Annotated in this window: 23 protein-coding genes and 1 tRNA gene; 9 read left to right on the top strand and 15 right to left on the bottom strand. The window is 60.3% G+C overall.

The features are described from left to right. Window position 1: 1 nt before the first annotated feature. From QQG91_RS05340 to QQG91_RS05380, 9 genes are all read right to left on the bottom strand, one after another. Window positions 2–1,075, bottom strand: coding sequence for a 2'-deoxycytidine 5'-triphosphate deaminase (locus QQG91_RS05340; protein WP_285771936.1), 1,074 nt, complete (start codon window positions 1,073–1,075; stop codon window positions 2–4). Between the two features lie 58 nt (window positions 1,076–1,133). Further along, window positions 1,134–1,210 (bottom strand) — tRNA-Pro (locus QQG91_RS05345). Window positions 1,211–1,296: 86 nt separating this feature from the next. Continuing rightward, complete coding sequence (gph, locus tag QQG91_RS05350; protein ID WP_285771937.1) at window positions 1,297–1,953, bottom strand: phosphoglycolate phosphatase; 657 nt, start codon at window positions 1,951–1,953, stop codon at window positions 1,297–1,299. 2 nt (window positions 1,954–1,955) lie between these two features. Then, on the bottom strand, window positions 1,956–2,648 hold the full coding sequence (locus tag QQG91_RS05355) for a MerR family transcriptional regulator (RefSeq protein WP_285771938.1): 693 nt from the start codon (window positions 2,646–2,648) through the stop codon (window positions 1,956–1,958). 9 nt (window positions 2,649–2,657) lie between these two features. Continuing rightward, the gene (gene ihfA / locus QQG91_RS05360; protein ID WP_285771939.1) at window positions 2,658–2,960 is read right to left on the bottom strand and encodes an integration host factor subunit alpha; all 303 of its coding nucleotides are present in this window, start codon (window positions 2,958–2,960) and stop codon (window positions 2,658–2,660) included. 100 nt (window positions 2,961–3,060) lie between these two features. Continuing rightward, the gene (locus tag QQG91_RS05365; protein WP_285771940.1) at window positions 3,061–4,032 is read right to left on the bottom strand and encodes a beta-ketoacyl-ACP synthase III; all 972 of its coding nucleotides are present in this window, start codon (window positions 4,030–4,032) and stop codon (window positions 3,061–3,063) included. Between the two features lie 13 nt (window positions 4,033–4,045). Further along, window positions 4,046–5,155, bottom strand: coding sequence for a phosphate acyltransferase PlsX (plsX, locus tag QQG91_RS05370; RefSeq protein ID WP_285771941.1), 1,110 nt, complete (start codon window positions 5,153–5,155; stop codon window positions 4,046–4,048). 20 nt (window positions 5,156–5,175) lie between these two features. Then, complete coding sequence (rpmF, locus tag QQG91_RS05375; RefSeq protein WP_285771942.1) at window positions 5,176–5,382, bottom strand: 50S ribosomal protein L32; 207 nt, start codon at window positions 5,380–5,382, stop codon at window positions 5,176–5,178. 166 nt (window positions 5,383–5,548) lie between these two features. Continuing rightward, complete coding sequence (locus QQG91_RS05380; RefSeq protein WP_285771943.1) at window positions 5,549–6,103, bottom strand: YceD family protein; 555 nt, start codon at window positions 6,101–6,103, stop codon at window positions 5,549–5,551. Window positions 6,104–6,185: 82 nt separating this feature from the next. Between QQG91_RS05380 and QQG91_RS05385 the strand changes: the two genes are divergently transcribed. The 3 genes from QQG91_RS05385 (at window position 6,186) to QQG91_RS05395 (ending at window position 9,340) form a co-directional block, all read left to right on the top strand. Further along, complete coding sequence (locus QQG91_RS05385) at window positions 6,186–6,656, top strand: outer membrane protein assembly factor BamE (protein ID WP_285771944.1); 471 nt, start codon at window positions 6,186–6,188, stop codon at window positions 6,654–6,656. A 108-nt stretch (window positions 6,657–6,764) separates the two neighbouring features. Then, window positions 6,765–7,484, top strand: coding sequence for a GNAT family N-acetyltransferase (locus QQG91_RS05390; RefSeq protein ID WP_285771945.1), 720 nt, complete (start codon window positions 6,765–6,767; stop codon window positions 7,482–7,484). Window positions 7,485–7,525: 41 nt separating this feature from the next. Next, window positions 7,526–9,340: an ABC-F family ATP-binding cassette domain-containing protein gene (locus tag QQG91_RS05395; protein ID WP_285771946.1), complete on the top strand. Its 1,815-nt coding sequence runs from the start codon at window positions 7,526–7,528 to the stop codon at window positions 9,338–9,340. Here QQG91_RS05395 and QQG91_RS05400 read toward each other — a convergent pair. The 3 genes from QQG91_RS05400 to mazG form a co-directional block, all read right to left on the bottom strand. Beyond that, complete coding sequence (locus QQG91_RS05400; protein WP_285771947.1) at window positions 9,337–9,588, bottom strand: hypothetical protein; 252 nt, start codon at window positions 9,586–9,588, stop codon at window positions 9,337–9,339. The genes QQG91_RS05395 and QQG91_RS05400 overlap by 4 nt on opposite strands. Before the next feature lie 122 nt (window positions 9,589–9,710). After that, window positions 9,711–10,715: a Fe(3+) ABC transporter substrate-binding protein gene (locus QQG91_RS05405; protein ID WP_285771948.1), complete on the bottom strand. Its 1,005-nt coding sequence runs from the start codon at window positions 10,713–10,715 to the stop codon at window positions 9,711–9,713. 68 nt (window positions 10,716–10,783) lie between these two features. Next, window positions 10,784–11,626 carry a nucleoside triphosphate pyrophosphohydrolase gene (mazG, locus tag QQG91_RS05410; protein ID WP_285771949.1) on the bottom strand — a complete coding sequence of 281 codons (843 nt, stop codon included), beginning with the start codon at window positions 11,624–11,626 and terminating at the stop codon, window positions 10,784–10,786. A gap of 65 nt (window positions 11,627–11,691) precedes the next feature. On the opposite strand from mazG, the gene QQG91_RS05415 reads away from it, so the two are divergent. The 6 genes from QQG91_RS05415 (at window position 11,692) to QQG91_RS05440 (ending at window position 17,033) form a co-directional block, all read left to right on the top strand. Continuing rightward, window positions 11,692–12,858: a M20 aminoacylase family protein gene (locus QQG91_RS05415; protein WP_285771950.1), complete on the top strand. Its 1,167-nt coding sequence runs from the start codon at window positions 11,692–11,694 to the stop codon at window positions 12,856–12,858. Window positions 12,859–12,912: 54 nt separating this feature from the next. Then, complete coding sequence (speB, locus tag QQG91_RS05420) at window positions 12,913–13,887, top strand: agmatinase (protein ID WP_285771951.1); 975 nt, start codon at window positions 12,913–12,915, stop codon at window positions 13,885–13,887. Window positions 13,888–13,893: 6 nt separating this feature from the next. After that, window positions 13,894–14,304 (top strand): DUF1499 domain-containing protein, encoded by a 411-nt coding sequence (locus QQG91_RS05425; protein ID WP_285771952.1) that lies wholly within the window; start codon window positions 13,894–13,896, stop codon window positions 14,302–14,304. Window positions 14,305–14,344: 40 nt separating this feature from the next. After that, window positions 14,345–15,400: a peptide chain release factor 1 gene (gene prfA, locus QQG91_RS05430; protein WP_285771953.1), complete on the top strand. Its 1,056-nt coding sequence runs from the start codon at window positions 14,345–14,347 to the stop codon at window positions 15,398–15,400. Further along, the gene (gene prmC / locus QQG91_RS05435) at window positions 15,397–16,242 is read left to right on the top strand and encodes a peptide chain release factor N(5)-glutamine methyltransferase (RefSeq protein ID WP_502881588.1); all 846 of its coding nucleotides are present in this window, start codon (window positions 15,397–15,399) and stop codon (window positions 16,240–16,242) included. The genes prfA and prmC overlap by 4 nt, the downstream gene beginning before the upstream one ends. A gap of 203 nt (window positions 16,243–16,445) precedes the next feature. After that, window positions 16,446–17,033 (top strand): DUF4167 domain-containing protein, encoded by a 588-nt coding sequence (locus QQG91_RS05440; protein WP_285771954.1) that lies wholly within the window; start codon window positions 16,446–16,448, stop codon window positions 17,031–17,033. Between the two features lie 37 nt (window positions 17,034–17,070). Here QQG91_RS05440 and rsmA read toward each other — a convergent pair whose 3' ends face one another. From rsmA to QQG91_RS05455, 3 genes are read right to left on the bottom strand one after another with little or no spacing between them, the layout of a single operon-like run. Beyond that, window positions 17,071–17,913 carry a 16S rRNA (adenine(1518)-N(6)/adenine(1519)-N(6))-dimethyltransferase RsmA gene (rsmA, locus tag QQG91_RS05445; protein ID WP_285771955.1) on the bottom strand — a complete coding sequence of 281 codons (843 nt, stop codon included), beginning with the start codon at window positions 17,911–17,913 and terminating at the stop codon, window positions 17,071–17,073. 32 nt (window positions 17,914–17,945) lie between these two features. Then, window positions 17,946–18,920 carry a 4-hydroxythreonine-4-phosphate dehydrogenase PdxA gene (pdxA, locus tag QQG91_RS05450; protein ID WP_285771956.1) on the bottom strand — a complete coding sequence of 325 codons (975 nt, stop codon included), beginning with the start codon at window positions 18,918–18,920 and terminating at the stop codon, window positions 17,946–17,948. Further along, complete coding sequence (locus QQG91_RS05455; RefSeq protein WP_285771957.1) at window positions 18,917–20,140, bottom strand: peptidylprolyl isomerase; 1,224 nt, start codon at window positions 20,138–20,140, stop codon at window positions 18,917–18,919. Before QQG91_RS05455 ends, pdxA begins: the two co-directional genes overlap by 4 nt. Window positions 20,141–20,154 lie beyond the last annotated feature (14 nt).

Genomic DNA, 20,154 nt, shown 5'->3' on the forward strand with positions numbered 1-20,154 from the left:
ATCAGCTCTTGAAGTGCTTCGAGAGCTTGAGACCCTGACCCTGATAGTTCGACTTGATCTCGCGGCCATAGAGCGTCTCGGGGATATGGCTCATCTTTTCATAGACAAGACGGCCGACGACTTGACCATGTTCGAGCACGAAGGGCGCTTCGTGGCAGCGCACTTCGAGAACACCGCGCGAGCCTTGGCCGCCTGCATCGGCGTGGCCGAAACCGGGGTCGAAGAAGCCTGCGTAATGCACGCGGAATTCCCCCACCATCGCGAGATAGGGCGCCATTTCGGCGGCATAGGCGGGCGGGATCGTCACGGCTTCGCGGCTGACGAGGATATAGAACGCACCGGGATCGAGAATGATGCGACCGTCGCTGCTGTGGACCTCTTCCCAGAAGTCGGCGGGGTCGTAATGGCCGATCAGGTCAAGGTCGATGACGCCCGTGTGCGGTTTGGCGCGATAGCCGACAAGGGTTCCTTGGCTCGGAGCAAGATCGACCGAAAACCCAAGACCGTCGTCGATGACGGCTGTGCCGTTCACAAGCGGTGTTTCAGCGTGAAGCGTGCGAAGTTCCTCGTCCGAGAGCGCGGCACCGCCAAGACGGAAGCGGATCTGGTTGAGCCGCATTCCCGGGCGCACCAGCACCGAGAAAGAGCGCGGACATATCTCGGCATAGAGCGGCCCGTTGTAGCCGGGGGCGATCCTGTCGAATTCAACACCACCGTCGGTGATCGTGCGGGTCAGAAGGTCAAGCCGCCCGGTGGAGCTCTTGGCATTGGCGACCGCTTGGATGCCATGGGGTAGGGCGAGGCTCTCCATCAGCGGAACCACGTAGACGCAGCCTTTTTCAAGAACGGCGCCCTTGGTCAGATCGACACGGTGCATTTCGAATTCGGCAATGCGCTCGGCGACGGTGCGGCCTTCGCCAGCGAGGAAAGAGGCGCGGACGCGATAGGCAACGGTGCCAAGGCGCAGATCGAGCGACGCGGGCTGGATCTGGGCGTCGATGATCTCTGGGGTCGCGGTAAGGGCGGCGCTGGCAATGAGCCCGCGAATTTCCTGAGATGAAAGAACTCCGGTCATGCTGTCCCCCTCGCGCTATAGCAAAACGCCCGCCCGATGGACGGGCGGGCGGTTTTGTTGGTCGGGCTAGCAGGACTTGAACCTGCGACCTTCCGTCCCCCAGACGGACGCGCTACCAGGCTGCGCTATAGCCCGACTGAGGGCGTTCTTAACCGATTTGCCGGTAAGAGCAAGACGTGAATCGGCGAAATTTGAAATAGAATGCGAGAAAAGCGGCGGCTTTAGCCGATCAGATCCGAAACGATCTGCGGCAACAGACGGAAGTCATTGAACTTGCCCGCAAAGTCGAGCGCTTCGACTGGGGATTTGCGATAACCTTCGGTGAAAAGCACAAAGGGAATCGCCGAACGCGTCGCGGTTTCGGCATCCACATCGCTGTCACCCACATAGACGGCACGGGTCGCGCCCAGCATGTCGAGCGTATGCAAGAGCGGCGCAGGATCGGGTTTGCGCTGCGCCAATGTATCGCCCGCAACCACCGCGTCGAAAAAGCGGGCAAGGCCGAAACGCTCCAGCACGAAACGGGTCGGGCCTTCCGGTTTGTTGGTGCAAAGACCAAGCCGATGGCCCATGGCCTCAAGGGTTTCAAGTGTTTCGATGACATGCGGGTAAAGCACGGTTTCCACATGCGCATCATCATAAAGCGCAAGGAAAGCCGCCAGAGCGCTGGCATGCAACGCGGGATCAAGATCCGAGGCGGCAAGCGCAAGTTTGACAAGATGCGGCGCGCCATTGCCGATAAAGCTGTGCACCTGCGGCAGCGTCAGCGCGGGGGCACCCAGATCGGCGAGCACGGCGTTAAGGCAAAGACGGATATCGGGGGCGCTGTCGATCAACGTCCCGTCAAGGTCGAAAACGACCGCAGATATGTCAGGCATGTTCAGATGTCTTTTTGGATGCGGTCGAGAACGGTTTGAAGTCGATCAAGGTGCGGCGCGATGTCTTTGGCCTTGGCCCTGAGTCCTTCTCTGGTGGCACCGCGATAGACACGGAAAAACCGCGCAGGTGCGTTGATATCGTCGTCTTCGGGATCGCTCGGGATCGCAGCAGGATCGGGTTTGACGGGGTCAGCCGTTTTGGGCGTCAAAGGCACGACGTTCGAGGCTTCTGCGAACATGTCGATCTGGCGCGCGTCGACCGCACGCTCGATTTTGCGTTGGGGCTTCGGCGGGGTCGCTTCTTGCGACGCGGGGCTGTCCATCACGGGCGGCTCCTGCGGCGTATCGGGCAAGGGCGGGGTTGCTAGATCGGACTGCGGTGCCGTTTCCACCGCTTCGATTTCGATTGCGTCACTTTCGGCCAAGGACATCCCAAGGCTCGCAACATGCTTGACGCCTTCTTGCCGCAAGAGGCGCTGGACGCCCTTGATCGTCATTCCTTGATCATGCAGCAAAGCCTTGATACCGCCCAAAAGTTCCATGTCTTCGGGACGATAATACCGACGGCCGCCGGCACGTTTGACGGGTTTGATTTGGGTGAACTTGCTTTCCCAGAACCGCAGCACATGTGCTGGCGTGTCTAACCACTCCGAGACTTCACTGATGGTCCGGAACGCATCGGGAGATTTGCCCATCGGCTTGCCTTAGCTCTTGTTTCCTGCAGCTACGCGGTCGCGCATGAGGTGAGACGGGCGGAACGTCAGAACGCGGCGCGGCGAGATCGGAACCTCTTCGCCCGTTTTCGGGTTGCGACCGACGCGGGCTGCTTTGTCCCGAACCGAGAAAGTGCCGAACGAGCTGATCTTGACGGTTTCACCTTTGACGAGCGCATCGGAAACGTGGCCAAGCACGGCTTCGACAAGATTGGCGCTGTCGTTACGGGAGAGCCCGACCTCTGCATGAACCGCTTCGGCCAAATCCATACGCGTAAGTGTTTTATTAGACATCATTAACCCCTCGGTAACGGTGCAAGCCTAGGCGAGGCAAGGAAGCCGAGTCAACAAGAACACATCCAAGAGAAGGGGAGGCGCTTGGAAATACGGTATTTTACCAGCGCAAAACGACCGAACCCCAAGCCAAACCACCGCCGATAGCTTCGGTTACGACCAAATCGCCCTTTTTGATCTGGCCGTTCTGGACCCCGACCGACAGAGCAAGGGGAATCGACGCCGCCGAGGTATTGCCGTGGTCCTGAACCGTGACGACCACGCGATCCATCCCGACGCCAAGCTTTTTGGCGGTGGACTGGATGATGCGGATATTGGCCTGATGCGGCACAACCCAGTTCACATCGTCGGAGCCTAGCCCGACCTTCTCCAATGCGGTATGGGCGGTTTCGGCAAGCTTTTCGACAGCATGGCGGAACACTTCCTTGCCTTCCATGCGAAGAACGCCCGTCGTTTTGGTCGAAACGCCGCCGTCGACATAGAGAAGATCGCGGTAAGAGCCGTCGGAATTGAGGTCCGTCGCCAGAATGCCGCGGTCGGTGTTCGCGCCCGTGCCCTCTTCGGCTTCGAGGATCACAGCGCCCGCGCCGTCCCCGAACAGCACACAGGTCGAACGGTCGGTCCAATCCATGATGCGGCTAAAGGTTTCGGCACCGATCACCATCACGCGGCGGGCCTGACCCGAAAGGATCAGAGCATTCGCATTGGTCAGCGCAAAGACAAAGCCCGCACAGACCGCTTGCACGTCAAAGGCAAAGCCCTTGGTGTTGCCGATGCGCGCCTGAACCATGGTTGCGGCAGAGGGAAAGGTCAGATCGGCGGTCGAAGTCGCGATGATGATGGCATCAAGGTCCGCGCCCGTCATCCCCGCCGAAGCCAGTGCCATTTCGGCGGCTTTGGTCGCCAGATCGGAGGTTGTTTCCCCTTCGGCGGCAAAGTGGCGGCGTTCGATGCCCGAGCGTGCGACAATCCATTCGTTCGAGGTGTCGAGACTCTCTTCGAAATAAGAGTTGGGAACCACCCGCTCGGGGAGGTAATGCCCGACGCCCTTGACCACTGCTCTCAAAGTCATTTTTCTATCCGCCTTAGCTATCGCTGGCTTGCGATGCGTTGCCGTTTGATACGGTATCTTGCGCAAGGGCAGCGGCAGATGCAACCCGCGCGGCCAAACGATCCGAAAAGCCCGCCTTTGCAAGACGATGGGCAAGCGCGATGGCCGCGCTCACGCCTGTGGCATCGGCAGAGCCGTGGCTTTTGACAACCGTCTTGTTCAGTCCGAGGAACACACCGCCGTTGACGCGGCGCGGATCGACCCGCTTGCGCATACGGTTCAATGTGCCGAGCGCAAAGAGCGCGGCGATCTTGCTGAAGATCGTCGCCTTGAAGGATTCGCGCAAAACACCCGAAATCAGGTTTGCGGTGCCTTCACCCGTTTTAAGCGCAACGTTGCCGGTAAAACCGTCGGTGACGATCACATCGACCTTTTTGGACGGGATGTCTCCGCCCTCGACAAAGCCGATATAATCGAACTCGCCCTTGTCGGCGACGGAATGGATCATCTCGTGCGCGACCTTGAGCTCGGCGCGGCCCTTGTGCTCTTCGACGCCGACGTTGAGAAGACCGACGCGCGGACGGTCGAGCCCCATGCCGTTGCGAGCATAAGAGGCCCCCATCAGCGCATAGGTCAAAAGATCATCCTGATCGGCGCGGATGTCGGCGCCCACATCAAGAACAACGTTGAACCCGTTCTTGTTGAACGACGGCCACAAACAGGCGATCGCGGGACGGCTCACGCCTTCGGCTTTGCGCAGGCGAAGCATGGACATCGCCATCAATGCGCCCGTGTTGCCACAGGAGACGACGACATCGGCTTGGCCCTCGCGGACTGCATCGATGGCGAGCCACATCGAGGTATTCTTGCCCGAGCGCAGAATCTGGCTCGGCTTGTCCGTCATCTTTACGACGTCGTCGGCATGGCGCACTTCGATGCGCGTGGCGAGACCCGTTTTGATGATGAGCGGAGTAAGTTCTTCTTGACGGCCAAAGACGAGGGCGCGGGCGCTCGGTTCCTGTTTCAGAAACAGAGAGAGGCCCGCGACCACAGCCGCAGGCCCTTTATCGCCACCCATGGCGTCAATCGAAAGAACGACAGTTTTGGCGCTAGCCTCGGACGTATCCTGATGGGCGTTCGTCATCTCTGTCGGATCCCGTCAGCTTACGCTGCGTCGTCTTCCAGATCGATCTCGTTTGCCTGTGCAACGACTTCGCGATCAGCGTAGTGGCCGCAGGACGGGCATACGTGGTGCGGACGCTTGAGTTCGCCGCAGGACGGGCATTCGTTGGGGTTAGCGGCAACGAGCGCGTCATGTGCACGGCGCATGTTGCGGCGCGATTTAGAAACTTTGTTCTGCTGGACGGCCATGTCTCAACCTTTGGATTTAGGGGGCACCATGGCCCGTTGTTTCGTGTCTCGGATGAAATTCTCGGGCGTCATATGTCAAATGACGGACCCTGTCGAGACTCGATCCGAAAGAGGCCGCGAACATACTGCGATTCAGCTATTTCGCAACCCCAATTAAGCGAGGCCCCTATTGCCCGTCTTTGTCCTTCTTTTCAAGGCTTTCTTTTAGCGAGGCGAGACCCGCAAAAGGACGCGCATCTTCGTCGCGCATCGGGGCTGTTCCGGGCTTGGAATAGACCGCTTCGCCAAGTTCTGCGCCGTCTTTGCGCGGAAACTGGGGCAGAGCGAGGGCCAGCGACTCGATCATGACCGCCGCAATATCAAGCGTATTGGGCAGCTCTTCAGCCGAGTCGTCCTCGGGCATTTCGACTTCATCGCCTTCGGGTTCGATGAAATCGCGCAGATAGGTGCGGCGCACCTCTTCGTCGATGCGGGTGCTTACGGGTTCGAGTGTGACGACGCATTCCTGCACCACGGTTGCACCGATTTTACCGCTCAGAACCCAATCGAACTGGCCCAAAGGCTCCAGACTGCCCTCGAAGCGGAGCTTTTTGACGCCGATGATTCCCAGATCCTCGGCGATTGCCGCACGCTCTTCGGCTTCGGGGGTGAGCACAAAGGCCGTATCTTTACGGCCGGCAAGATCGGCAAGGCGGATGACATGTGTGGGCAGGGCGGACATTCTGCTTCCATTCTTGAACTAAAGGGTCCCGATGATGTAAGCGGGATGTTAAGGCACATCAAGCCAACGCAAGGGAGCAGCCATGTCAGTCATCCATCGTCGCAAGATCGCAGGTCTTCGCCGCTTTGTTCTTGGCGCGGCGCTTGTGACCGCACTCGTGGCCTGTAGCCCGATCGTGCGTAAACATGGCTATGTCCCCGTGGAAGAGGACCTCGCCCTTGTGCAGGTCGGTGTCGATACCCGCGAAACCGTTGTCGATGTGATCGGTGCACCTGTTGCGACGGGTCTCCTCGAAGGTGGCGATTATTATTATGTCGCCAGCCATTTCCGCCATTATGGCCCGCTCAAGCCGCAAGAAATCCAACGTGACGTCGTCGTGGTCGTCTTTGACGGCAAAGGTGCAGTGGCCAACGTCGAGCGCTATGGTCTCGAGGACGGGAACGTCGTTACGCTCTCGCGGCGCGTGACCACGAGCGCGACCGCAGACAAGACCTTCTTGCGTCAGCTGCTCGGAAACCTCGGCAATATCGATACGGGCCAGTTCATCAACTAGGTCGCCGACCCGCCGCGCGTTACCGAAATTTCATTAGGCCCCGCCGCCCGCGCGGCGTAAACTTGCCCTATGGAACACATGCAGGCCAGTTGGCGCGGAGAGCGTGGAATGCAGCATTCGTTGGTGCGGGGGCGATATCGTGTTCGCCTCGCCGAGACCGGAGCAGACCGTGATGCGGCCCAGAGATTGCGTCATCGGTGCTTTATCGGGCGAGAGGGGCGCGACGCGGACCGGTTTGATCCCCATTTCGAACATATCCTCGTGGAAACCGCTCAGGGCGCGCTCGTGGCGACCTGTCGCTTGCATCTTTTGACCAAAGAGCGGATTGACGCCGAAAGCTATGTTGCGCAGTTCTATGACCTCTCTCCTCTCGCGGCGAGCGGGCCGATGCTCGAATTGGGCCGCTTTTGCGTTGAGCCTTCTGTGCGCGATGCCGATGTCCTGCGGGTGGTGTGGGGGGCTTTGGCCGAGATCGTCGACCAAACGGGTGCAAGGCTTCTCATCGGGTGCACGAGTTTCAAGGGCACCGATCCCGAGGCCTTTTGCCACGGATTTGCCCATCTGAACGCACATCACCTTGGACCCGAAGCGCTGCGTCCGCGCCGCAAAGCGCCGCTGTGCTTCGACTTTCCCCAAGTCGAGGCAGACCCAAAGGCGGCGGTCAGAGAACTTCCTTCGCTCTTGCGCACCTATCTGATGATGGGCGGCTGGGTGAGTGATCACGGCGTCATCGACCCCGATATGGGCACGCTCCATGTGTTCACGGCCGTGCCCGTTGCCGCAATTTCGCGGGCAAGAGAGCGCTCGATCCGCGCCGCTTGCGCATGAAACCCCTTGCAGGATTGCCCGCGCCGTTCTAGCTGGACGCCATGGCACGCGCACCTCTTCTTCAAATCACCGATATCTCTCTCACTTTTGGCGGAAACCCTGTGTTTTCCGACCTCTCGCTCGTGGTCCAGCCTTCGGACCGTGTGGCTCTGGTCGGGCGGAACGGCTCGGGCAAATCCACGCTGATGAAAGTCATGGCAGGGCTTGTCGAGCCCGATGCGGGGGACCGTGTCGTTTCTCCCGGGGTGACGGTCGGTTATATGGAGCAAGAGCCCACGATGGAGGGGTTCGCGACCCTTGGGGATTATGCGGCAAGCGGGCTTGATGAAAGCGAGCGCTACCGCGTCGAGATGGTGGCGGAAGGGCTCAAATTCGATCCCACGCGCTCGGTCGAAACGGCGTCTGGCGGCGAACGCCGCCGCGCCGCGCTCGCCAAACTCATGGCCGAGGCACCCGAGTTGATGCTGCTCGACGAGCCGACCAACCATCTCGATATCGAGGCGATCGCCTGGCTTGAAGAGGAGCTCAAGACCACCCGTGCGGGCTATGTGATCATTTCGCACGACCGCACGTTCTTGCGCAATCTCACCCGCGCGACGCTCTGGATCGACCGCGGCGAGGTGCGCCGTCAGGAGACGGGATTCGAGGGCTTTGAAGCCTGGCGCGACAAGATCTGGGAAGAAGAAGACATCGCCCGCCACAAACTTGATCGCAAGATCAAGGCCGAGGCGCGTTGGGCGGTCGAGGGCATCTCTGCCCGCCGCAAGCGCAACATGGGCCGTGTGCGCGCGCTTCAGGATCTGCGCGCGGACCGCGCCGGCCAGATCCGCCGTCAGGGCACCGCAGCTCTGACGCTCGAAGGGGGGACGACTTCAGGTAAGAAAGTTGTCGAAGCCTTCGGGATTTCCAAGGCTTTCGCCGACAAACAGATCGTCCAGAATTTTTCGCTCACCGTGCAGCGGGGCGACCGCGTCGCTTTTGTCGGACCCAATGGCGTCGGCAAGACGACCCTTATCAAGATGCTTCTGGGGCAGGAACAGCCCGACAGCGGAACAATCAAGCTCGGCACCAATCTTGAAACGGCGATCTTCGATCAGACCCGTGCGCAGCTTGATCCCGAAATGACGCTTTGGGACAGTCTGACGGGCGATCCCGATATGCGCGTCGGCGGGCAGGCCGATCAGGTGATGGTGCGCGGCACGCCCAAGCATGTCGTGGCTTACCTCAAGGATTTCCTTTTTGACGAACGGCAAGCGCGCGCGCCTGTAAAATCGCTCTCGGGCGGGGAGAAGGCGCGTCTTTTGCTGGCCAAACTGATGGCCAAGGAATCGAACTTTCTCGTGCTCGACGAACCGACCAACGATCTTGATATCGAAACGCTCGATCTGTTGCAGGAGCTGTTGGACACCTATGACGGCACCGTGATCCTTGTGAGCCACGACCGTGACTTCCTTGACCGCGTGGCGACGACCACGATTGCGATGGAAGGCAACGGCAAGGCGACGGTCTATGCGGGCGGCTGGTCCGACTATCAGGCGCAAAAGCCCGAGGCCGACACCCCCGAGGCCAAGGATAAGCCCGCCCCCAAAGAGGCAGAGAAGCCCGCGCCCAAAGCGCAGACCAAGAAGTCGGGCCTGAGCTTTACCGAAAAGCACCGTCTCGAGGCGCTTCCCGGCATCATGGACAAGCTTCAGGCCGAGATCGCCAAGCTCGAAGAGCTCATGGCCGACCCCGAGCTTTTCACCAAAGAGCCCGCCAAGTTCCAAAAGGCAACCGACGCGCTCGTCCAGCGCCAGACCGCCTTGGCCGAGGCCGAGGACGAATGGCTGGCGCTCGAGGAAAAGGCCGAAGGCTAACCTTTCGAGATCGCGATCAACAGGATGAACATCAGCGGGACCGCAGCGAGATAGGGGATCATCAGAGCGATGATGCCCCATTTCATGATGGCCAGCACCCAGACCGCCAAAGCGATGACGAGTGCGTAATAGATGTTCTCTTGTGCGCCATAGATCACATCGCGTGCGATCCAGCCGATCAAGGGGATAGACAAAGCCAGTCTGACAAAGAGCGGCGCTTGGGGCGGGATGGGGGTCAAAATACTCATGCCATTTTATTTATGTATTTTCGGGTATGGCACGATGTGGTGCCCTGTCGCACCTCTTTCGGAACAAAGCAAAAGGGGCGCTTTCATGCGCCCCTTGTCGTTTCATGTATATTTTCAGATGATTAGCCGTCGAAGTTCACTTCTTCCATGATCCGAAGGGCGGCGGGACGGTGGCTTGCCACTTCGGTCAGATCGGTGGTGTCCGCGTCAAAGCTGCCCCAGCTCTGGACAAGTTCGGACCACTCGGCCCCTTCGAGAACGGGGTATTCGTTGTTGATGTCGGCATAGATCGCCTGCGCTTCGGGCGAAACGAGGTATTCCATGAGCTGGAGCGCTTCGTCCTTGTTCGGCGCGGCTTTGGTCATCGCAACGCCCGAGATGTTGATATGCGTGCCCGAGCCTTCGAAGGTCGGGAAAACGATGCGGACGGAATTGGCCCATTCGGTCTGTTCGGGATCGGCAAGCATCTGGCCCATGTAATAGGTGTTGCCGAGCGAGATGTCGCATTCACCCGCCCAGATGGCTTTGACCTGTGCGCGGTCGTTGCCCTCGGGCTTGCGGGCGAGGTTCTCTTTGATGCCGGCGGCCCATTCGCGGGCGTAATCCTCGCCGTGGTGGGCAATCACAGCAGCCAGCATGGCGAGGTTGTAGTTATGAACGCCCGAACGGGTACAGATACGGCCCTGCCATTTGTCCGAGGCGAGGTCTTCGTAGGTGGTGACTTCGCCATCGGCAACGCGATCCTTGGAGGCATAGACCACACGCGCGCGGCTGGTAAGGCCGAACCAGAGGTTATCGGCACTGCGCAGCGGGGCAGGAACCGCAGCGGTGAGAACCTCGCTCTCGACGGGCTGGATGACGTCTGCGTCGACGATCTGTTGCAGGTTTGCGATATCGACGGTCATGACGAGATCGGCGGGCGAGCGTGCGCCTTCGGACTTGAGACGTTCAACGATGCCGCTTTCGACATAGGCGAGATTGACGGCAATGCCCGTTTCGGCGGTGAAAGCGTCCATCACGGGCTGGATCAATTCGGGCTGACGGGTGGTGTAAATGTTGACGTCTGCAAGAGCGGGAACAGCAGTTGCAGCAGCTGCGCCGGCGAGAAGAAGAGTGCGAAGAGTCATTGGAAGCTCCTTGTTAAATCTGGGCCCCATAAACCTGAGTCTTTTACTTTGGTCAATACCTGATTTTTTTAATCGGAAATTTGTGATCCCGATTTTTCTGCCTTTTTCACGGCGTTCCAGAGGTCGTCCATTTCCGCAAGGGTGCTTTCGCTCGGGATTTTCCCGCGCGCGGCAAGTGCGTCCTCGACCGCATTGAAGCGCCGCGTGAACTTGGCGTTGGTGGCGCGAAGCGCGGTTTCGGGATCAACGCCGAGGTGCCGCCCGAGGTTCACCATCACGAACAAGAGATCGCCGAATTCCTCTTCGATCTCGGTCTGGGTGAGTGTGTCGCGGGCTTCGACCAATTCTCGGCTTTCCTCGACGATCTTGTCGATCACCTCATCGGTCGAGGGCCAGTCGAACCCCACCCGCGCCGCGCGTTTTTGGAGTTTCAAGGCCCGCATGAGTGCAGGAAGTCCGCGCGCGACCCCGTCGAGCGTTCGGGTTTCCTTTTTGCCCGCACGCTCTGCCGCTTTGATCTTTTCCCAATCAAGTGTCTGCTGCTCGGCGCTCTTCTCGCGGCTTTCATCCCCGAACACATGGGGATGACGGCTGATCATCTTGTCCGAGACATTCTTGGCCACGGCCTCAAAATCGAAGAGCCCCGCCTCGGACGCCATTTGCGAATGGAAAACGGTCTGGAGCAGCAAATCCCCCAATTCGCCTTCAAGTTCGTCCCATGCCTCGCGTTCTATGGCATCGGCGACCTCATAGGCCTCTTCGATGGTATAGGGCGCAATGGTCGAGAAATCCTGTTCGATGTCCCAAGGGCACCCCGTTTCGCGGTCCCGAAGTCGGCGCATGATCTCCAAAAGCCGTGGAAGGCCGCCGTTCGGGTCGTGCACAAGAGCGTCAGAAGTCGTTTGGTCCATTGCGGCGGCTCGCGATTTGGGGTTCTTTGATCAAAACCTACTCGCACAAACCAGAGAGTCCACCCATGCCGGTTCTGAACCGCATCGCCGATTATGCCGAGGACATGAAAGTCTGGCGTCAATGGCTGCACCGCCACCCCGAAATCGGTTTTGATTGCCATGGGACCGCTGCCTTTGTGGCCGAACGTCTTCGTGAATTCGGCGTCGATGAGATCCACGAGGGGATTGCCCGTAGCGGTGTCGTTGCGATCATCAACGGCACGGGCGAAGGACCGACGATCGGACTTCGGGCCGACATGGACGCGCTCCCGATGCAAGAGCAGACGGGGCTGCCCTATGCCTCCGAAGTGGAGGGGCGGATGCATGCCTGCGGACATGACGGGCATACGACCATGCTTCTTGGGGCGGCGCGCTATCTGGCCGAGACGCGACGGTTCAAGGGACGCGTGGCTCTTGTGTTCCAACCTGCCGAAGAGGACGGTGGCGGGGCGGGCATTATGGTCGAAGAAGGGGTCCTGAACCGTTTCGGGATCAAGGAAATCTACGCCATCCACAGCGCGCCCGGCACCAGATTGGGCGAATTCTACACGACCCCCGGTCCGATCATGGCGGCGGTCGATGACTTTTCGATCCACATCAAGGGCAAGGGCGGGCACGCCGCAATGCCCCATGAAACGGTCGATCCGATCATGGCGGCTGTGGGGATTGTCCAAGCGCTCCAGACCATCCCGAGCCGCAATCACTATGCGCTTCAGGATCTGGTGCTTTCGGTAACGCAAATCCATGCGGGCAGTGCAAACAACGTGGTGCCCGAAGGAGCCTTTATCAACGGCACGGTGCGCACCTTTGACAAAGACGTGCAGGACATGGTGATCCGCCGCATGCACGAGGTCGTTGCAGGGCAGGCCGCCGCCTTTGGGGTCACGGCCGAGCTCGACTATCACAAGGAATACCCCGCCACGATCAACGATCCTGCGAAAACCGATTTCGCGGCCGATGTCGCCGAAGAGGTCGCAGGTCAGGGCCGCGTCGACCGCAACGCAGGCCGCGAGATGGGCGCAGAGGATTTTGCCTATTTCCTAGAACAATGCGCAGGAGCCTATCTTTTTATCGGCAACGGGGATTCGGCGGGGCTCCATCACCCCGAATACAACTTCAACGACGAAGCCGCGCCCCTTGGGGCATCGTTCTTTGCGACACTTGTCGAGCGGGCGTTGCCACTCGGCTCTTGACGAAACCTGCGACAGAGGTCTTTCTTTCGATAATTTGATCAAAAGGAGAGAGCAATGGCGCTCGAAGACGCAAAGACCCAAATCGACTTGGCTTTTACCCGCAAGGAAAAGCGCGGGCTCGCCTATGAGAACGCTTTTGGCGGTGCGACTTCGTTTCTGCGACGGCTCTATACCAAGGACCTTGGCGGCGTTGATCTTGCGGTCACGGGCGTGCCCTTCGATCAAGGCGTGACGAACCGCACTGGACCGCGCTTTGGCCCCCGCGCTATCCGCGAGGCTTCGACGCTTCAGCCCTATGATCCGCCCTATGGTTGGGGCTTTGATCCGTTGGGCGACTATTCGATCATCGACTATGGTGATCTCGCCTTTGACTATGCCCATACACCGAGCTTTCCCGAAAAGCTCACCGATCATATCCGCACGATCCTGAATGCAGGGGCGGGGTCTGTCGTGCTTGGCGGGGATCACTTTGTGACGCTGCCGATCCTGCGCGCCTATGCCGAAAAGTTCGGACCCGTTGCGGTGATCCATTTCGACGCGCATTCCGATCTCTGGCAGGACGACGACATGGACCGTCTCGATCACGGGACGTTCATGTACAAGGCCGTCAAGTCAGGCCTCGTGGATGTAGAGCACTCGCTCCAGATCGGTATCCGCACCGAATGCGAGGACTACCATGGTATGCGCTACATCGATGCTCGCACGGTGCATGAAAAAGGCACGGCTTGGGTGGTGGAAGAGGCGAAAAAGATGGTCGGGGATCGTCCGACCTATATCACCTTCGACATCGACGCGCTTGACCCCGCCTTTGCCCCCGGAACAGGGACGCCCGTCTGGGGCGGTCTGGCAAGCTGGCAGGCGGCGGCGATGCTGCGCGATCTTGCTGGGATCAATCTTGTCGGCGCCGATGTGGTCGAGGTCTCGCCGCCCTTTGATCATGGAAATATCACGGCTGTCGCAGGGGCACATGTGGCCATGGAGCTTTGCGCGCTCTACTGTTGGAACCTCAAGCACCGCAAAAAGGACTGATCCTTCGTGAAAACCGCCGTATTTCTGATCCTCGCCGCTTTTGTTTTCGCACTCTTTTACGTGCGCCTGTCCCCCACGAGCGCCGAGGATTGGCATGTAGCGCCTCAGGCGCTCGCTGTGGGGGATTACCCGCAGATGGGCGGCTTTACCGCCGTGCGCGAAGCGGGGTCCGTCAACTTGCTCGATGTCGAGCGCGTTGCGCTTGCTACGCCGCGCACCAAGCGGATCGCAGGCTCGGTCGAGGAGGGGCGGATCACCTATGAGACCCGCTCGCTTCTTTGGGGGTTCCCCGACTATACGACGGTTTCGCTGGTCGACGGCAAGCTTGTGATCGAGGCTCGTCTTCGCTTCGGGCGCTCGGATATGGGTGTCAACGGCAGACGCGTAAAGGCATGGCTCGGCGAATTGGGGCTTTGACCCACTTGACGGTTTGCATCCCATAAGGGAAAGCAGAGCCATGATACCCAATGACAAACTTGACCAGATCATCGCGCGCTTCCAGTTCGTAGAGGCCAAACTCTCGAGCGGGGTTTCGGGCGCTGAAATCGCCGAATTGAGCCGTGAGTATTCCGAGCTAAAGCCCGTGGTGGAAACCATCACCGACTATCGCCGCGTGATCGCCGATCTGGGGGAAGCCGAAGCCATGCTTCGTGATCCCGACATGCGCGAGCTTGCCGAAGAAGAGCTCCCCCGTCTCAAAGAGGAGCGCGAGGAAAAAGAGCGGGCTGTCCAGCTTGCGCTTTTGCCCAAAGACGCCGCCGATGGCCGTCCCGCGCTTATCGAAATCCGACCCGGAACGGGCGGCGACGAAGCTTCGCTGTTTGCGGGGGACCTGTTGCGGATGTATCAGCGCTATGCCGAAGGGCAGGGCTGGAAGTTCGAAATTCTCGAAGAACAACAGACCGAGCTTGGCGGCATCAAGGAAGTCACGGCCCGCATCGTCGGGGACGGCGTCTTTGCCCGTCTCAAATACGAAAGCGGCGTGCACCGCGTGCAGCGCGTTCCCGAAACCGAGAGCGGCGGGCGTATCCACACCTCGGCGGCCACGGTCGCGGTTCTGCCCGAAGCACAGGACGTGGACATCCAGATCAACGCCAACGACATCCGCATCGACACGATGCGGTCCTCGGGCGCGGGCGGCCAGCACGTGAACACCACCGACTCGGCCGTGCGGATCACGCATATTCCTTCGGGGATCGTTGTGACCTCTTCCGAGAAATCCCAGCACCGCAACCGCGAGATCGCGATGCAGGTTCTCAAGACGCGGCTCTTTGATATGGAGCGCCAGCGCCTTGCCGATGAACGGTCGGCGGATCGCAAGTCGCAAGTTGGAACAGGGGACCGCTCGGAGCGCATCCGCACCTATAACTTCCCCCAAGGCCGCATGACCGATCACCGTATCAACATGACGCTCTATCGGCTTGACCAGATCATGCAGGGCGATCTGGACGAAGTGATCGACGGGCTGATCTCGGACGCCCAAGCGACGATGCTTGCGGAGATGGAAGGGTGACACGTCCAAGCGGCTCTATGCTGCTTGCACGCGGCGTGCGTCAGTTGTCCGAGGCAGGCATTCCCGATGCCCCCCGCGATGCGCGGCGGCTCTTGGCCTTTGCGTCGGGGGTCGAGGCGGGGCGTCTCACTCTCGTTCTTCCCGAGCCTGTCAGCATCGAGGTCGAGGCGGAATTCGCCGCCTTGCTCCAGCGTCGCTGTGCGCGCGAGCCCGTATCGCATCTGATCGGCTCGCGTATGTTCTATGGCCGCACGTTCGAAGTGAACAGGTTCGTGCTCGATCCGCGCCCCGAAACGGAAATCCTCGTCGAAGCGGCTTTGCGCCGCTCTTTTGCGCGGGTTCTGGATCTCGGGACGGGGTCGGGGTGTATCCTTCTCACGCTCTTGGCCGAAGTGCCCGAGGCTGTGGGGATCGGTGCGGACCTGTCGCCCGAAGCGCTTTTGGTGGCGGCGCGTAATGCCCGAACGCTGGGGCTTGAGGATCGGGTTCAATTCGTCGCCTCCAACTGGACCCAAGCGATCGACGGCAGCTTTGATCTTATCGTGTCGAACCCGCCCTATATTGCAGCCTCTGAAATGCCAGACCTCGCCCCCGAGGTCCGCGATTTCGAACCCGAGATGGCTTTGACCGATGGGGCGGACGGGCTCGATGCCTATCGCGCCATCGCAAAAGGGCTCCATCCGCTGCGCACAGGAGGGGACGTCCTCCTCGAGATCGGGCCGACCCAAGGCATGGCGGTCAGGGCCATTTTTGCCGCACAGGGATTCGAGCGGATCGAAATCATCAAAGATCTTGACGGGCGCGACCGCGTTGTCGCCTGTTTCGGGAAAATCGGCGCCTAAGGGCGACTTTTGGCGCATTTCGACGGTTTGTTCTCACTTTCCGCTTGTGTTTGCCCTCTCAAGATGTTTACTCAGCGACATCGGTAGGAGAGAGGTTGAGCCTCACCCCCGATGTTCGCCAATACATCGCACGGACCAAACACCGCCTCAGGCGCGTAGATGGACTAAAGCGCAACGAGCATTAGCTGAACGAAAGTGCGTTCATGAGATCATCCAAGTCACGGTCGCGGAATAAAAACCGCAACAATCGTCCTTCGGGCGGCAATATCATCAACCGAGTGTTCGACAGCTCGGGCCCCGATGGCAAAGTGCGCGGCACCCCGCAGCAGATCATCGACAAATACACACAGCTTCACCGCGATGCACAGCTTGCTGGTGACCGTGTGGCCGCTGAAAACTTTGCACAGCACGCCGAGCACTATTTGCGGATGCTCGCCGAGGCACAGCGCGAAGTCGACAAAGCCCGTGAAGAGCAGGAAGAGCAGAACCGCCAGCGCCAAGCGGAGCGGGATCGTGAACGTTCCGAGCGGATGAAAGCTCAGGAAGAGGCCTCGGGCGGCTCTGACGCCGAAGACATGGCCGAGACCGACGATCAAGCCGACGATGCGAGCAACTTCAACGAGGGTGCCGAGGCTTTGGACGACGACGAAAGCACGCTCGTCGAAACCCCCGAGAACAAGCCTGCCAAGGCCAAAGCGCCGCGCAAGCCGCGCGCGCCACGTAAACCCCGCGCCCCGAAAGAGGCTGGGGGCGAGCCGCAGAACGCTGAAAAGCCTGCCGCCGCCGAATAACAAAAACCCCGCTCTTCGGAGCGGGGTTTTTCTTTGGTCAGTTGCCTTTGATCGAACGGGCCAAAGCGCAGAACGCTTCGAGCCCGATCTGCTCGGCCCGCTCGGTCGGCGGAATGCCCGCTGCGGCAAGGTGATCCTCGATATCGGGGGCAACACCCTTGAGCGAGGCCCGAAGCATCTTGCGGCGCTGGTTGAAGGCCGCAGCAACGACCCGCGACAGCGTCTGGGCATCCGCTTCGAAGCGGGGCGCGGGCAGGGCGGTCAGATGCACCACGGCCGAAGACACTTTGGGGGGCGGGGTAAAGGCTTGGGGCGGAAGGTCGATCACGATCCGCGCATCCGCCCGCCATTGCGCCAGAAGAGCAAGACGGCCATAGGCCTTGCTTCCCGGTTTGGCGACAATGCGTTCGGCCACTTCCTTTTGGAACATGAGCGTAAGCGAGGTCCAGAACGGCGGCCATTCCTTGGGGGTAAGCCAGCGCACCAGAAGTTCGGTGCCCACGTTATAGGGCAGGTTGGCGGCAATCTTGATCGGCGGGGTAAGATATTCGAGCGGGTCAATCTCGAGCGCATCGCCGTTGATCACCTTGAGCCGCCCGTCATAGGCCGCCGCGATTTCGGCCAGCGCAGGCAGACACCGTTCGTCCTTTTCGATGGCCAGAACGCGGCGCGCGCCCTCGGCAAGAAGCCCACGGGTCAGACCACCCGGACCCGGTCCGATTTCAAGAACATCCGACCCTGCAAGGTCCCCCGCCTGACGCGCGATTTTTGCGGTCAGGTTGAGATCGAGCAAAAAGTTCTGGCCGAGCGATTTTTTGGCGCTCAGCTGGTGGGTCGCGATCACCTCGCGAAGAGGGGGGAGTCCGTCGATCTGGCTCATGATGTCACTCTGCCTAAAGTCTCTGGGCCGCTCTAACCCGTGTGGGCGCCGCGCGATAGAGCCAATTTCCGCGCCATACGAAGCGCCGCGATCATGGAGTCGGGGTTGGCGATCCCTTGTCCCGCGATTCCAAAGGCCGTTCCGTGATCGGGCGAGGTGCGGATAAAGGGAAGCCCGAGCGTCACATTCACCCCGCCGTCAAAGTCGATGGTCTTGATCGGGATAAGCGCCTGATCATGATAGGCGCAGATGGCGACGTCATAGCCCTCACGCGCACGCTTGTGGAACATGGTGTCTGGCGGCATCGGACCGATGAGGTCGAAGCCTTCGGAGCGAAGCTGGTCCAGAACGGGTTGCATCATACGGATTTCCTGCCAGCCCATCTTGCCGCCTTCGCCCGCATGGGGGTTGAGCCCTGCAACGGCGATGCGCGGCGCGGCAAGGCCGAAGTCGCTCTGCAGCGCTTTGGCGGTGATGCGGATGGTGTCGGTCAAAAGCTCGGGCGTGAACGCGGTCGGCACATCCTCGAGCGGGATATGGATCGTCGTCGGCACAACGCGCAGCTCGTCGCAAGCCAGCATCATCACGACCCTCTCGACGCCGCCCAAGGCCGCAAGAAACTCGGTATGTCCGGGATAGGCAAAGCCCGCACCGTCAGCGAGCGCCTTTTTATGGATGGGCGCGGTGCAAAGAGCCGAGCATTCCCCACGTTGCACAAGGCCGACCGCCGTTTCGATCGCGGCGATCACGCCCTTGGCATGAGCGGGTTGTGCGACACCGCGTGTCACGGGCGCTCCGAAATCCATCGCCAGAACAGGAAGCGCCTTGGCGCTAAGCCGTTCGGCATCTCGGGCGCTGTCCACGCAAACAAAAGGCGTACCATCGGGCAAATGCGACGGGTCGCCGATCCAGAGCATCGGCAGTTCATCCTTGAGCGCGGCCCAAGCTTTGGCGGCAACCTCGGGGCCGATCCCCGCAGGTTCGCCGCAACTGATCGCGATGGTCATCGCTCGACGATGGTCGAGCTGGCGCGTTCGTTCTCGAGGAGACCGTCCGCATAGCCCGACAGACGCTGCGACAACAACTCGGCACGCACCGCTTCGCGGTCGATCTCTTCGGGAGCGGCGAAATTGCGATTGCAGAGCATCAGGTAAACAAGCGTTTTCCCATCCGCGCGGGTGAGATTGGTGCTCACTTCATTCACGTCGAGCTTGGCCAGTTCGATGGCGACATCTTGCGGGATTTCGCTGAGTGCAAGGGTCGAGCGCTCAAGCTGCTCGGGCGCAAGATCACGCGCCACGGTATAAAGATCGTCGCAGGTGTCGACACGGGCCGTCACATCTGCCGCAGCCCGAAGGCCCTCTTCGGTTTTGCCGCCCGCAAGGTAGAGCGCGGCATATTCAAGCGAAACGGGCGTCGGAAGCTTTTCCGTCACCTCGCGCACGCCGCGCATCTGGAACAGCACGATGCCGTTTTCGATCGGGATCGGTGCGGTCACATCCCCCGGTTCGAGTTCAAGCAAAAGCGCGCCGATGGCAGGCGGGTAATTGTCGATCGCGGTCCAGCTCAGACGCCCGCCGTCCCCGCGGCTCTGCGCGGCGGAAAGCTGCTCTGCAGCCGAAGAAAAGACGTCAAAGGATTTGATCTGCGCGATGTTCTGCGCCTCTTCCATCGCGGCTTCTGCGAATTCGGGCGGAGCAGGGAGGATGATCTCGGACAAGAGCACCTGAATGCTCGCGCCTGTGCCGCCCGAGGTGCTCAGGGCCGCATCGACGTCCGCATCCGTTACGGAAACGCGATCCGAATAGCGCGAGCGGATATAGTCGCGCCAAGTCACGTTGCGGCGCACAAAGGTCACGAATGTATCGCGGTCGACGCCGAATTGGCTCAGCATTTCGACAAACCGCTCGAGATCAAGCTCGGCGCGCCCAGCAAAAGCGGTCAGTTCCGCTTCGAGGGATTCTGCGGTGATCTGAAGCCCAGCACGCGAAAAGATCTGCTCTTTGAGCGCTTCATCCAGAAGCTGCTCGCGCGCGACTTTGTCGAGATCACCGGGGGTGTTGAAAGCCTGAAGCAACAGTTTGCGCTGTTCGATCTCGTAGCCCGTGATCGCGGTGCCGTTGACCGTGATCTGCGCCGAGAAAAGCCCCTGTGCCGCGGCCGTCATCGGAAGCGCAAGAGTGGCCCCAAGAGCCAGTGCGGAAATCATACGGGTCAAAGAGCGCATGCATGCCTCATTCT

The organism is Marivivens sp. LCG002, from assembly GCF_030264275.1.
GTDB lineage: Bacteria > Pseudomonadota > Alphaproteobacteria > Rhodobacterales > Rhodobacteraceae > Marivivens.